The 13,179-nt window shown below is 72.5% G+C and carries 14 protein-coding genes; 7 read left to right on the top strand and 7 right to left on the bottom strand.

Annotated elements, in window-relative coordinates; all coding sequences use genetic code 11:
• The gene (locus tag ACQPWW_RS32415) at positions 1–1,029 is read left to right on the top strand and encodes a tetratricopeptide repeat protein (RefSeq protein WP_433127609.1); all 1,029 of its coding nucleotides are present in this window, start codon (positions 1–3) and stop codon (positions 1,027–1,029) included.
• Positions 1,030–1,044: 15 nt separating this feature from the next.
• On the opposite strand, the gene ACQPWW_RS32410 is transcribed toward ACQPWW_RS32415, so the two are convergent.
• Positions 1,045–2,211: a homogentisate 1,2-dioxygenase gene (locus tag ACQPWW_RS32410; RefSeq protein WP_433127608.1), complete on the bottom strand. Its 1,167-nt coding sequence runs from the start codon at positions 2,209–2,211 to the stop codon at positions 1,045–1,047.
• A 94-nt stretch (positions 2,212–2,305) separates the two neighbouring features.
• Here ACQPWW_RS32410 and ACQPWW_RS32405 point away from each other — a divergent pair, with 94 nt between their 5' ends.
• The 6 genes from ACQPWW_RS32405 to ACQPWW_RS32380 all read left to right on the top strand — a co-directional run bounded on the left by ACQPWW_RS32405 (position 2,306) and on the right by ACQPWW_RS32380 (position 7,205).
• Complete coding sequence (locus tag ACQPWW_RS32405; RefSeq protein ID WP_433127607.1) at positions 2,306–3,175, top strand: hypothetical protein; 870 nt, start codon at positions 2,306–2,308, stop codon at positions 3,173–3,175.
• The gene (gene fahA, locus ACQPWW_RS32400) at positions 3,172–4,368 is read left to right on the top strand and encodes a fumarylacetoacetase (protein ID WP_433127606.1); all 1,197 of its coding nucleotides are present in this window, start codon (positions 3,172–3,174) and stop codon (positions 4,366–4,368) included. The genes ACQPWW_RS32405 and fahA overlap by 4 nt, the downstream gene beginning before the upstream one ends.
• Before the next feature lie 175 nt (positions 4,369–4,543).
• Positions 4,544–4,753, top strand: coding sequence for a DUF397 domain-containing protein (locus ACQPWW_RS32395; RefSeq protein ID WP_433127605.1), 210 nt, complete (start codon positions 4,544–4,546; stop codon positions 4,751–4,753).
• A 143-nt stretch (positions 4,754–4,896) separates the two neighbouring features.
• Complete coding sequence (locus ACQPWW_RS32390; RefSeq protein ID WP_433127604.1) at positions 4,897–5,376, top strand: SRPBCC family protein; 480 nt, start codon at positions 4,897–4,899, stop codon at positions 5,374–5,376.
• Between the two features lie 96 nt (positions 5,377–5,472).
• Positions 5,473–6,729 carry a PQQ-binding-like beta-propeller repeat protein gene (locus tag ACQPWW_RS32385; RefSeq protein ID WP_433127603.1) on the top strand — a complete coding sequence of 419 codons (1,257 nt, stop codon included), beginning with the start codon at positions 5,473–5,475 and terminating at the stop codon, positions 6,727–6,729.
• A gap of 101 nt (positions 6,730–6,830) precedes the next feature.
• A complete protein-coding gene (locus tag ACQPWW_RS32380; protein WP_433127602.1) occupies positions 6,831–7,205 on the top strand; it encodes an LPXTG cell wall anchor domain-containing protein in 375 nt (124 codons plus the stop codon).
• 31 nt (positions 7,206–7,236) lie between these two features.
• Here ACQPWW_RS32380 and ACQPWW_RS32375 read toward each other — a convergent pair whose 3' ends face one another.
• The 6 genes from ACQPWW_RS32375 to hppD form a co-directional block, all read right to left on the bottom strand.
• Positions 7,237–8,259, bottom strand: coding sequence for a hypothetical protein (locus ACQPWW_RS32375; protein WP_433127601.1), 1,023 nt, complete (start codon positions 8,257–8,259; stop codon positions 7,237–7,239).
• A gap of 19 nt (positions 8,260–8,278) precedes the next feature.
• The gene (locus ACQPWW_RS32370; protein ID WP_433127600.1) at positions 8,279–8,833 is read right to left on the bottom strand and encodes a hypothetical protein; all 555 of its coding nucleotides are present in this window, start codon (positions 8,831–8,833) and stop codon (positions 8,279–8,281) included.
• A gap of 122 nt (positions 8,834–8,955) precedes the next feature.
• Positions 8,956–10,059 (bottom strand): histidinol-phosphate transaminase, encoded by a 1,104-nt coding sequence (gene hisC / locus ACQPWW_RS32365; protein WP_433127599.1) that lies wholly within the window; start codon positions 10,057–10,059, stop codon positions 8,956–8,958.
• Entirely contained in the window at positions 10,056–11,048 is a 993-nt protein-coding gene (locus ACQPWW_RS32360; RefSeq protein ID WP_433127598.1) for an RDD family protein, read from the bottom strand. Before ACQPWW_RS32360 ends, hisC begins: the two co-directional genes overlap by 4 nt.
• A 76-nt stretch (positions 11,049–11,124) precedes the next feature.
• Positions 11,125–11,892 carry an RDD family protein gene (locus ACQPWW_RS32355; protein ID WP_433127597.1) on the bottom strand — a complete coding sequence of 256 codons (768 nt, stop codon included), beginning with the start codon at positions 11,890–11,892 and terminating at the stop codon, positions 11,125–11,127.
• A gap of 11 nt (positions 11,893–11,903) precedes the next feature.
• The gene (gene hppD, locus ACQPWW_RS32350; RefSeq protein ID WP_433127596.1) at positions 11,904–13,109 is read right to left on the bottom strand and encodes a 4-hydroxyphenylpyruvate dioxygenase; all 1,206 of its coding nucleotides are present in this window, start codon (positions 13,107–13,109) and stop codon (positions 11,904–11,906) included.
• Positions 13,110–13,179 lie beyond the last annotated feature (70 nt).

Raw genomic sequence — 13,179 nt, 5'->3', positions numbered from 1 at the left:
ATGTCCAGCGACCCAGCCCCCGACCGATCCGCTGCCGACGGCTACCTCCAGCGGGCCCAACTTCTCGCCGAGCTCGGCCGCCACGACGAGGCGGCCGGCGAGCTGACCTACGGGTTGGCCCTGCGCCCGGATGACGTGGACGCCCTCACCACGCTGGCCCGGGTGCACCTGGCCGCCGGCCGCCCGGGCGAGGCGCTCGCCGCCGCGGACACCGCCGTGGCGGCCGCACCGGAGGCCCTCCCGCCGCTGGTCGTCAGGGGCATGGCGTTGGCCGACCTGGAAAGGTATTCCGAGTCGGCGGCCACCGCCGACCGGATCCTCGCCCTCGGCCCGGCCGACGCGTACGCGCAGTGGAGCGCGGCGGGGCTCCTGGCCGACGCCCGCAACGGACAGCCGGCGCTGAACGCGGCCTGGCGTGGCGTCGAGCTGGCACCGGAGGAGCCGCAGGCGCACCTGGTGCTCAGCCTGGTCGCCGCCCGGCTGAACCTGTTCGACCTGGCCGAGCGGGCCTACCGGGAGGCGTTGCGGCTCGACCCGCGCGTCGCCGAGGCCGGGCACGACGTGGGTGTCCTGCGGTTGGAGCAGCGCCGCTGGTCGGACGGGCTGGCGCGGATCGCCGAGACCGTGGCGATCACCCCGAGCCGCGTCGACTCGCCGCGGACGCTCGCGCACGGCCTGCACCGCCTTGTGCTCTACGGCGCGGGTTGGTCGCTGCTGGTGGCGGTGCTGGTGGCCTTCGCGGCCTCGGCGAGCGACGGGTCCTCCCGCCTCCTGGCGGTGCTCGGCGCGCTCACCGGGGGGATCGTCGTCTGGAACCTCGCGGCCCGGTTGCCGGGGCTGACCCGGACCGTCCTGCCGGCCCTGCTGCACTCGGACCGGGCGATCGCGTTGGCGATCTACGCCGTGGCCGCCGCGCCGCTGCTGCTGCTGGTGTACGCGGTGGTCGGCTCGCCGTGGCCGCTGGTGCTGGCCATCGCCGTCACCGCCGTGGCCGAGTTCGCCATCTTCACCAGAACCGCGTTCCGCTGACCCACCTCCCGGCGACTAACCCCGACGCGCCCAGGTCCAGGCGTATCCCTCGTCCTCGCAGCCGCTGGCGGCGTCGCAGAGATCAAGCGGGCGGAAGGTGTCGACCATGACGGCCAGCTCGTCGAAGTAGTCGGCGCCGATGGAACGCTCGGCGGCACCCGGCTGGGGGCCGTGGGTGAAACCGGACGGGTGCAGTGAGATCGAGCCCTGCTCGATGCCGGAGCCGCGGCGGGCCTCGTAGTTGCCGCCGGTGTAGAAGAGCATCTCGTCGGAGTCGACGTTGTGGTGGTTGTACGGCACCGGGATCGAGTCCGGGTGGTAGTCGACCTTGCGCGGCACGAACGAGCAGATGACGAAGTTGGGGCCCTGGAAGGTCTGGTGCACCGGCGGGGGCTGGTGGATGCGGCCGGTGATCGGCTCGAAGTCGTGGATGGAGAACGCCCACGGGTAGAGGTGGCCGTCCCAGCCGACCACGTCGAACGGGTGGTTGGCGTAGACGTAGCGGGTCCAGCCACGTCGGTGGCGGACCAGCACCTCGGCCTCTTCGCTGTCGACGAGCAGCGGGGCGTCGGGGCCGCGGACGTCGCGCTCGCAGTACGGCGAGTGCTCCAGGAACTGGCCGCGTACGGAGAGGTAGCGCTTGGGTGGGCCGATGTGGCCGGAGGCCTCGACGGTGAGTAACCGGACCGGCTGGTCGCCGGTGGGCACCAGCCGGTGGATGGTCGAGGTGGGGATGACGACGTAGTCGCCGGCCACCGCGTCCAGCACCCCGAACGGGGACTCGACCCGCAGGGCGCCGGACTCGACGTAGAGGCAGTGGTCGCCGGTGGCGTCGCGGAAGAGCGGCGAGGGCCGGTCGGCGAGCACGTACCCGATCCGGACGTCGTCGTTGGCGAGCAGGTACTGCCGGCCGAGGATGGGGTCGGCGTCGCCGGTGTCCAGCTTGTGGGTGCGCAGGTGGCGGGGCTTGAGGGGCAGGTTCGGCGCCCGGGTGAACGCGGGTGGGGTGAACTCGTCGGCGGCCAGGATCGCGGTGGGCGCGTGCCGGTGGTAGAGCAGGGACGAGTCGGAGGAGAAGCCCTCCTGGCCCATCAGCTCCTCGGCGTAGAGGCTGCCGTCGGGCTGACGGAACTGGGTGTGGCGCTTGCGCGGCACGTCGCCGACGCTGCGGTAGTACGGCATTTCGCCTCCCGATTTGTCCCGTCCACCGGCCAGGTGCGTCCGATAATCGGACGTTGTTGTCCGTTCCTTGTAGCGTCCCGTACATTCTTGTTCCGTGTCAACGCAGCTGCCCGCACTCCTCGACGGCCTGGTGGACGACGCCGCCGTCTTCCCTCCGGGCAGCGCCGAGCTGCGCGACGCCCTGGCCGCCCACCGCCAGCACCGCGCCGCCTGGTACGCCGACCTGGTCGGCCCGCTGCTGGTCCCCGCCTCGAACGTGGCCGCCGGTGAGCTGAGCGGTCTCGTCGACCCGGGCGAGGGTCTGGTGGTCGGCGTGATCGGCGACACCGGGATCGGCAACCTCCCGTTCGCGCTGTCGTTTCTCGCCCCGGACGGCGTCACCGCCCGCCAGGTCGAGGTGGCGGTCGCCAAGCGCGGCGAGGACCCGCTGCCCGGCATCGCCGAGCTGCTGCGACTGACCGACGCCCTGCCGGGCGTCGAGGCCGTGTACGCCGAGCTTCCGTTGAGCTTCGGGCTGATGGGCGCGCTGGACGCGATCGCCGCCGCCCGCGCCGACGGCGTCCCGATCGCCGCCAAGTTCCGCACCGGTGGCCTGGCCGCCGAACTGTTCCCCACCCCGTCCGAGCTGGCCGCCGTGATCTGCGCCTGCCGGGACCGGGACCTGCCGTTCAAGCTCACCGCCGGGCTGCACCAGGCGGTCCGGCACCTCGACCCGGAGACCGGCTTCACCCACCACGGGTACGCCAACGTGCTGGCCGCGACGCTGGCCGCCGCCGACGGCGAGAGCGCGGGCCGGGTCGCCGAGCTGTTGACCGCGCTCGACCCGCGCCCCCTGGTGGAGCGCGCGACGGCACGGCTGCACGAACCCCGCCCACTCTGGGTCGGCTTCGGGTCGTGCAGCATCCTGGAACCACTTACCGATCTGATCCGGCTGGGGCTGGTGAACGGGGGTTACGACGCATGACCTGGGTGACCGGCGCTGACGGTTCGCCGTACGGGGTGACGAACCTGCCGTACGGGGTCTTCCGGCGCGACGGGGGCCGGCCGCGGATCGGCGTACGGATCGGGTCGTGGGTGTTCGACCTGGCCGCGGCCGAGGCCGCCGAGCTGGTGCTGGCCGCCGGCGCGTTGTGCCGACCCACCCTCAACGAGTTCATGGCGCTGGGCCGTCCGCAGTGGATCGCGGTGCGGCAGCGGATCACCGAGCTGTTGACCGACCCGACGCACCGGGCCGACGTGGAGCCGATGCTGGTGCCCCTCGACGACGTGGAGCTGTTGCTCCCGATCGAGGTGGCCGACTACGTGGACTTCTACTCCTCCGAGCACCATGCGTCGAACGTCGGGCAGATCTTCCGCCCCGGTCAGCCGCCGTTGCTGCCGAACTGGAAGCACCTGCCGATCGGCTACCACGGACGGGCCGGCACGGTCGTCGTCTCCGGCACGCCGGTGATCCGGCCGACCGGCCAGCGGGCCTCCGCCGAGGGCCCGGTCACCGGCCCGTCGGTACGCCTCGACATCGAGGCCGAGGTCGGCTTCGTGGTGGGGGTGCCCAGCCGGTTGGGTGATCCGGTGCCGGTCGACGACTTCGCCGACCACGTCTTCGGGGTGGTGCTCGTCAACGACTGGTCGGCCCGGGACATCCAGGCCTGGGAGTACCAGCCGCTCGGCCCGTTCCTCGGCAAGTCGTTCGCCACCTCGATCTCGGCCTGGGTGACGCCGCTGGACGCGCTCGGCGACGCGTTCGTGCCGGCCCCCGACCAGGACCCGCCGGTGGTCGACTACCTGCGCGACGTGCCGCACCTGGGCCTGGACCTCCGGCTGGCGGTGGAGTGGAACGGCGCGCTGGTCAGCGAGCCGCCGTTCGCCACCATGTACTGGACGCCGGCACAGCAGTTGGCCCACCTCACCGTCAACGGCGCGGCCCTGCGCACCGGCGACCTGTACGCCTCCGGTACCGTCTCCGGCCCCGACCGCGCGCAGGTCGGCTCGTTCCTGGAGCTGACCTGGGGTGGGGCGGAGCCGGCCACGGTGGGTGACGAGAGCCGCACCTTCCTCGCCGACGGTGACACGGTGACCATCACCGCCACCGCTCCCGGCCCGGACGGCACCACCATCGCCCTGGGCGAGGTCAGCGGCACCATTCGTCCGGCCAACTGAGCTGTCGCATTCCATCCGTCTCGTGCACGGGACCGGTTATCGCACAGCCGGTGCGATAACCGGCCCTGGTTGCCCCGTTGATCGTCCGGATCCCGTTGCCTCGCCGCGCGATCCGAGTCGGGCTCAACCCCGGCTGCCAGCGGTGGGGCGTCCAGCGCACACGGAGGTAACGACGATGCACGATCTTGCGGGCGCGATCTGGCGTACCAGCAGCCGTTCCAACGACCAGGGGCTCTGCGTGGAAGTGGCGGACAACCTGGTCGACGTCCATGGTCTGGTCGCGATCCGCGACTCCAAGGACCAGGCCGGCCCCACACTCGCGGTCAGCCCGCCGGGGTGGACAGCCTTCATCGGAGCCATCCAGGCCGGTCGCTTCGAACACTGACCGGAGCATCGGCGCCGGACGACGACGTCCGGTGCCGAGCCACGGTCCAATCGGACAGCGTGGCCTCCGGGAGGTGGAAAATCCGTCCCGGGGGCCACGGCCGGCCCTCACTCCGCGTACCGTCGGGGACACGGGAGGCTGGCATGTCGACGGTGGCGGTTACCAGGTTCATCGAGGCGCACGCTGTCGATGTCTGGTGTCTGCTGACCGACCTGCCCGGCCGCGCGGCCCGGCTGACCGCCGCCGGCCCGATCGAGGTGCTCACCCCGGGTCCGTTCGGGCCGGGCACCGCCTGGCGTGAGGAGCGTGCCCAGCCCGGCGGCGGCACGGTGACCGAGGAGTTCCTGGTGGTGGAGGCGTTCGCCCCGCACCGGTTGGTGCTCTGCTCCTCGGGTGCTGGCGTGGACTACCGGATCACCTGGAGTCTGCGACCGGTCCGACGTCGCCGTCGAGGTTGCACGGCGGTCACCGTCACCCACGAGTCCGTGCCGACCGCTCCGTACGGGCGGGTGGTGGCGCTGCTGCTCGGCGGCCTCGCCGCGCGGGCGGTCGAGGTGGCGCTCGGGCGCGACCTCGCCGACCTGGCCGTCGCGGCCGGCGCCGGCTCCGTCGAAGCCGCCTGAGCGCCGGCTGGTCACGTCCGCCTCCGCGCGTGGTCGTCGTGACCTGCGCGGGGTTCGGCCGGTTCCGCTGGGTAGGGTGCCGGGCGGAGGTGCGGCATGGGGATCCCGAGGGGCCGACGACGGCTCGTGATGGCGGTCGCGGCGCTGCTCGCGACGGCGGCTGTCGCGGTCATCGTCCACCGGGTGCTCGCGCCGGCCGAGGTGAGCACCGTGGCCCGAGCCGACTATCCGCCGGCGGCCCAACCGCCCGCCGGTGTGGTCGGTCGACTGCCGGTCGCCCCGTTGATCGTGGACGGGAGACTGCGGGTGTACGCCGCGCACCGGCAGGTCTACGCCGACCGGCCGGTCGACGGTAAGCACCGGACCACCCCGTACTGGTCGTACCGCCGCTGGCCGGCGGCGTTGACCGGGGTGGTGGCCAGCGGCGGCACGGTGGTCAGCCGTTGGTCCGACGGGCAACTGGTCGCGCTCGACGCGCCGACCGGTCGGGTGCTCTGGAGGGCCGACGGCCCGGAGCCCACCGAGAGTGAGGCGGTGGTACGGCGTACCGGTGCGGCGACCGTCTGGGACCCGCGCGGGCTTCACCTCACCGACCTCCCGGACGGTCGCACGGTGGTGGTGGCCAGCGGAGACGCCGAGGCGCGCGGGGTCGAGGTGCGCGGCGGCCGGCAGTTGTGGCGGGTCGACCTGCCCGGTAGGTGTCGCGGCGACGTCGGCACCACCGCTACCGGTCAGCTGATCGGTCTGGACCGGTGTGCCGGGCCCGCGACCGTCGAGTTCCGGGACGCGTCGACCGGCGCGGTGCGCGAACGGTGGCGACCGCCGGGTGGGTCGGACGAGTTGGCGGTCACTCCGCTCGGTTGTCGTACCGGCCGGTCGGACTGCCCGGCCCTGCGCACCGCGGGACCCGGCGACGCGGCCGGCCGGGGGTGGCTGGTGGGCGCCGGCGAGCCGGTCGCTGCCCCCGCGCTCGATCCGGCCGGTGCCACAGTGGTGGGTGACAAGGCCGTCGTGGTGCTCGACGGGGTGGCGGTGGGTCGGTCGGCGCGTACGGGCGTCGAGCTGTGGCGGTCCGCCGACCTCGGTGCGGCACGGATCCTCGCCGCGCAGCCTGGCCGGGTGCATCTCCTTACCGAAGCCAACGAGCTGGTGACGCTGGACCCGGTGACCGGTTCGCAACTGTCCCGTTTCTCGCTCAACGTCGGACGGGACGGGACGGGCTGGGTGCCCGGGGCGGTGGGGGCCGGGGGCGGCTACGTCGCTGTGGAACGACTCCGCAGGCCTGTCGACAGTGCCGGCGACGACAGGCGTTACTACCTGACGGCGGAGGCGGTGATCCTGGCCGCCACCTGATCGTGGCGTCTCCGGCCCCGGAGAACCGAACCGTCCATACCCTTTGTCGGAAAAAGGTATGTTCCTCACGGTTCACGTTTTCCTCGGGAAGGGGTCGGCGCATGGGCAGGACGGCAGCCAACTACCTCGTGGGCGGGGCACTGGCCGCCGCGGCGAGCCTCACACTGGCGGTTCCGCCGGTGCTCGACGCCGCTTCCGCGTCGGCGCGCGGGTTCGGTGCCGTCGGGGCCGCGCCGTCGGCGGACGGCGGCGTCACCTTCGAGATCCTGCCGGCGTCGCCGACACCCACTCCGACACAACCCCCGCCGCCCACGCCCACACCCACGCAACCCACCCCGGCGCCACCCCAGCCCACGCCCAGCCACGGTGGTCGATTGCCGGTCACCGGTTCCGGCGGGTCGACGTTGCTGCTCACCGGCCTGGGCGTGACCCTGCTGATCGTCGGTGGGTTCGCCGCCCGTCGCCGGCGGGTCTGACGTGCGTCTGCCGTCGGCGGCCGGTGCGGGGTCAGAGTTCGGCCGGGACTCGCTCCTGTGGCCTGCCGCTGGGGGGCTGCGGGGACCGGCGGGATCGACGGGCCAGCACCGCGATGCCGGCGAGGAGCAGGAGGCCCGCGACGGCCGCCGCCACGGTCCAGCCGGACGTCATCCGGGAGATGACGCTGCCCCGTTTGCCGACCTGACCCGCCTCGGGGAACCGGATCTGCGCGGTGACGCTGCGCTTCACCAGCCCGCTCTCCAGCTTCACCTCGATCTTCCAGGGCCCGTTCGGCAACTCGGCCGGTAGCCGGGCGATGACCTGCCCGGAGCCACCCGGCGGCAGCGTGACGCCCTGCCCGACCGGGAATGGGCCGGCTCGGCTGCCGGCCGGTCCGTCGGTGAGGGCGACCGAGCCGGTCAGGTCGATGGCACGGCCGCCGGTATTGGTGACCTGGGCGGTTACCGAGGGTTCGCCCGCCGGGCTACGGGCCGGGCGAAGCTCTCCGATGGAGAAGTCGGAGACCGGTTCGCCGCCGGGTCCGACGTCGAGGTACATCCGGACGCCGACCCGGTGGACCTGGACGACCTCTCCGTCGGAGCGGGGCGCGGAGGTGGCGGACGCCCAGATCACCCCGTACCGCTCGCCCCGCGAGGCGGCCGGCGGCACCGTGATTGTCGCCCGGACCCGGGCCTCGCCCCACGGTTGCACCTTCACGACAGAGTCGTCGAGGGTGACCCAGGAGGTCAGTTCGTTGGCCGCGCGGCCCTCGCCGAACCTGAACTCCGAACCCTCCACCGTCGAGGCCGCCGGATACACGTCGATGCGGCGGACCTGGTCGGTGCGATTGCTGATCAGCAGTTGTCGCTTGATGGTGGTGCCCGGCCGCAGGTGGTCAACGATGTAGCGCAACGCCCGGGGGTCGTCGCGGCGATTGCTCGGCGCCTCCAGCAGCCGGATTCCGAGGCGGTCGTCGGCGTCCGGCTCGGCCGCGCCGGCCCGGGTCGACAGACCCGGACCGGCGAGGCAGAGCAGCGCCAGTGCGACAGCCACGGTCGACCGGCCCCGGCGGCTAGGCCACCGAATGCGTCACCGTCCCGGTGTAGACGCCCGCGATGCTGTCCAGCGGCACGTTGACGATCAGGGTGGGGTTCCAGGTCGCCGTGTTGCCACCCGTGCCGCCCGCGTGGGTGAATGCCGTGAGCGGGGTGACGCTGCTCAGCGGCGCGGCGGCGCCGGCGGTGGCCTGGCCGGGCGTGAAGGTGCCGGTGCCGGTGGTCGCCGTCGCCGTGCCGGACCAGTAGTCGATCTCCTCCGGGAGGACCGTTTCGGGAGGACTGCCGCCGCCGGTCTGGAAGACGCTGGCGGTCACCGAGGCCACCCAGGATGCGTCCGCCGCACCCCGGGAGTCGGTGACAGTGACCGGGCCGAGCGGGCCGGTGATGGTGCCACCGGGCGCGCCGGTGCCCAGGTCGGCGGTGGCCGGCGCGTCGATGTCGAGGGTGCCGGCGAGCACCTCGAAGGTGACGGTGGTGGTGTCGGTCGGTGCGGCGGTGGCCGGTGCGGCGAGAAAGCCCACCATCGCGGTCGCGGCCGCCGCGGTGAGGCAGATCTTGGCAGTACGCACTGTTTGTTACCCCGTTTTCTCGAAGTGAGCCGGCGTGATTTCTCCAAGCAACCGGCTACTTCGGGAGATAGGGCACTTAACGGGGCAGAAGTGGACAAATAGGTCTTATGACCCGATCTGGCTCAGGCCAGCGCCGACTCCGCGGCGGCGAGGAACGCGTCGTTCTCGGCGGGGGTGCCGATGGTGACCCGGACCCCGTCCCCGGCGAACGGTCGCACGATCACCCCGCGTGCCTCGCACGCCTTGCCGAACGCCACGGCCCGCTCGCCCAGCGGCAGCCAGACGAAGTTGGCCTGGCTCGTCGGCACCTCGGGCACGAACTTGCGCAGCGCCTCACCGACCCGGTCCCGCTCGGCGACGACCAGGGCGCAGCGGCGCTCCATCTCCGTCGCCTGGGTCAGCGCGGCGAGCGCCCCGGCCTGGGCCGCCGTGCTGCTGGAGAACGGGGTCGTCACCTTACGGATGGCCCCGGCCACCACCGGCTGGGCAACCAGCCAGCCCATCCGCAGCCCGGCCAGACCCCACGCCTTCGACAGGGTGCGCAACACCGCCACGTTCGGCCGGTCCAGGTAGTCGAGACCGTCCGGCACCTCCGGGTCGGTGACGAACTCCCGGTACGCCTCGTCGATCACCACAAGCACGTCGTCCGGCACCGCGTCGAGGAACCGGTCCAGCTCGGCCCGGCGCACCGCCGTACCGGTGGGGTTGTTCGGGTTGCAGACGAAGATCACCCGCGTCCGGTCCGTCACCGCCGCGGCCATCGCCGTCAGGTCGTGCCCGTGCCCGGCGTCGTTGGGCACCCGCACGCTTGTCGCGCCGCTGGTCGCCACGATGATCGGGTACGCCTCGAAGGACCGCCACGAGTAGAGCACCTCGTCGCCGGGCAGGCAGGTGGCCCGGACCAGGTGCTCGGCGAGCGCCACCGACCCGCAGCCGGTGGCGATGCGGTCGGCGTCCACCCCGTACCGCTCGGCCAACGCGTCCCGCAGCGCGACCACGCCCATGTCCGGGTAGCGGTGCGAGGTGGTGATCGCCTCGGTGACCGCCTCCACCACCCCCGGCAGCGGCCCGTACGGCACCTCGTTGCTGGCCAGCTTGATGGCCTCCGGCAGGCCCAACTCCCGAGCCAGGTCGGCGGGACTGCGACCCGGCACGTAGTTGGGCAGCGCGTCCAGGTCGACGCGGGTCAGCCGCAGCGCCGGCTGGTGACGTCCGGAGTCGTTCATGGGGTGTCTCCCGAGTGCTGGTTGCGGTCGTTCGAGGGGGCGGAACCGGTGGGGTGCGGAACTTCGACGACGACTGTCTGCGCGCGCTTGTCGTGCAGCGCCTGACGCAGCGGGTGGTCGAAGAGCGGGGAGAGGGCGTCGACCAGTTGCAGCACCAGACCGATCCCGGCGCAGTACCAGAGCAGAGTCGGCAGACCGAGCGTGCTCCACCGGCTCAACGACCGACCCATGCCCAGCGGCTGGTCGGCGGCGAGCGGCACCGCCCGGATCCGCATCAGCCGCTTGCCGACGGTCTGCCCGTTGGCGGCCATGGCCGGCACCTCGTACGCCAGCCAGAGCGCGCTGGCGATCAGCAGGATCACCAGCAGGAGCAGATCGGCCTGCTCACTGGGCAACGGCAGGCCCTCGGCGGAGGTTTCGCCCCGCGCCGCCCGCCGGAAGACCTCCCGCCAGTACGGGGCCCATTCTTGTGCCAAACGCCAGACGAACCAGCCGTTGGCCACGATGTTCAGGGCGAGGACGAGACCGAAGTCGATCAGCCGAGCGACCAACCGGCGGCCGTAGCCGGCCAGCACGAGGCCGTGCGGTCGCGGCTCGGGCGGTCGGGTCGACCAACCGGGGTGGCCGGGTGGGGGCGCCCAGCCAGGTTGGCCACCCGGAGGCGCCCAGCCCGGCGGATTGCCCTGCGGACCCCAACCAGGCGGGCTGGCGGCCGGTCCCCAGCCCGGACCGTGGCCCGGCTGTGGGCCGTACCCCGGTGGTGGGCCCTGCTGCGGTGGCCCGCCGACACCGACGGTCGCCGGGCCCGAGGTGCCCGCCGTGGCGGGCGCGGCCGGGGTGACCGGCGCGGGCGGCGGCTCGACCGGTGGAGGGCCGTCCGGCGGGGTGGCGTCAACGGGGATGGGCGCGCCGAGCCAACCCTCGCCGTCCCAGTATCGCCGGGTATCGGTGTCGGCCGGGTCCACGTACCAACCGGGTTGAACGCTCACGCCGTCGCTCCGCTTCGCTGCGCGACGGCGCGAGGCGCCACGCTACTGGGCCTGCTGGTTCGCTCGCTGCGCTCGCTCACGTGGACACCTTAACGACGACCGTTTCGGCGAACTTGTCGTGGAGGCACTGCTGCCACGGCTTGTCCCAGAGCTGCCACAACCCGTCGACGTAGACGCCGGCCGGGACCAACGAGCCCCCCAGGTACTGCACGAGCCAGCGGCGGCCGGCCATCCGCCGGTCCAGCGAACGGGTCGGGTCGATCGGCACCACGCGCAGCTTCAACGCCTTCTTGCCGACCGTCTGACCGCCGCGCTTGAGGTATTCGACGTGGTAGAGCCAGTAGAACGCGAGCATCACGACGAGGAGCGCGAACTGCAGCAGCATGATCGGCAGGAAGAACTCGAGGAAGACGGTGACGAATTCGGGTTCCACCAGCGAGCCGTCCGGGTTGGTCCGGGTCGTCATGGTGGCCATCCGCCACCAGAGGATGAGGAAGAACGGCACGAACAGCACCATCGACACGGCGGTGGCCAGCGCCGTGTCGATCAGCCAGGCCAGCAGCCGGTCGGCGAAGCTCGCCAGCGGCTGACCACCCGGGCTCAGCGGCGGCGGCAGCGGGCCGGGCGGCCCGGCGTGCCACGCCGGCGGCACGTAACCGGGCTGGGCGTACTGCGGCGGCACGTAACCGGGCTGGGGGTACGGCGCCGGGGCGTAACCGGGCGGGGCGTACTGCGGCGGCGCAGCGTACCCGTGGGGGTGTGGTCCGGGCGGCGGCGCGACGCCGCCGGCGGCGGGCTGGGGCCCACCGGCCGGCGGTGTCGGGTACGACGGAGGCTGCGTCACGCTCGCAAGTGTTACAGGTTGCCGCGGGCTTCCTGCTCCCGCTCGATGGCCTGGAAGAGCGCCTTGAAGTTGCCCTTGCCGAAGCCCAGCGAGCCGTGCCGCTCGATCAGCTCGAAGAAGACGGTGGGGCGGTCCTGCACCGGCTTGGTGAAGATCTGGAGCAGGTAGCCGTCCTCGTCCCGGTCAACAAGGATCTTGCGGGCCTTCAGCTCCTCGATCGGCACCCGCACCTTGCCGATGCGGGCGCGCAGCTCGGGGTCCTCGTAGTACGAGTCCGGGGTGTCCAGGAACTCCACCCCGGCGGCCCGCATCGCGTCGACGCTGGCCACGATGTCGTTGGTGGCGACGGCGATGTGCTGCGCCCCGGGGCCCTGGTAGAACTCCAGGTACTCGTCGATCTGGGACTTCTTGCGGGCGATCGCCGGCTCGTTGAGCGGGAACTTCACCTTGCGGGTGCCGTTCGCGACGACCTTGCTCATCAGCGCCGAGTAGTCGGTGGCGATGTCGTCGCCGACGAACTCCGCCATGTTGGAGAAGCCCATCACCCGCTTGTAGAACTCGACCCACTCGTCCATCCGGCCCAGCTCCACGTTGCCGACCACGTGGTCGACGGCCTGGAAGAAGCGCTTCGGCTGGATGCCGGCGTCGATCATCGGCTGCCGGTCCACGATCGGGCCGCGAGCGGCGAAGCCGGGCAGGAACGGGCCGGTGTAGCGGGACCGGTCGACAAGGGTGTGCCGGGTGTCGCCGTACGCGGCGATGGCGGCCATCCGGACGGTGCCGTGCTCGTCGGTCACCTCGTGCGGCTCGACGACGCTGGCGGCGCCCTGCGCGATGGCGTGCGCGTAGGCGGCGTCGACGTCCGGCACCTCCAGCGCGATGTCGCTGATCCCGTCGCTGTGCTTCGCCACGTGCTCGGCGCCGTCGGCGTCCGGGCGCACCGCGCCGGTCAGCACGAACCGGGCCGAGCCGCTGGTGAGCACGTACTGGGCGTGGTCACGGTAACCCTGCTCGGGGCCGCGGTACGCCACGCAGGTCATGCCGAAGGCGGTGGAGTAGTAGTGCGCCGCCTGCTTGGCGTTGCCGACCAGGAAGTGCACGTGGTCGAGGCCCCGGACCGGGAACGGGTCGTGGCTGATGTCGTGGTCGACAGCGCCGACGAGCCGGTCGACGTCGACGTCCTCGGTCGACTGGGGTCGGTCGATCGCCTGGGTCATGGTGGGCTCCCTCGCGTACCGGCCGGCCTCGTGGGCCGCCGTGGTCGGTTCTTTCAGGGAGGATCGCTGT

Source organism: Micromonospora sp. CA-240977 (genome assembly GCF_050942285.1).
Classification (GTDB): domain Bacteria; phylum Actinomycetota; class Actinomycetes; order Mycobacteriales; family Micromonosporaceae; genus Micromonospora.
The sequence above is the reverse complement of the archived record's forward strand: the minus strand, read 5'-3'. Positions and strand labels throughout refer to the sequence as shown.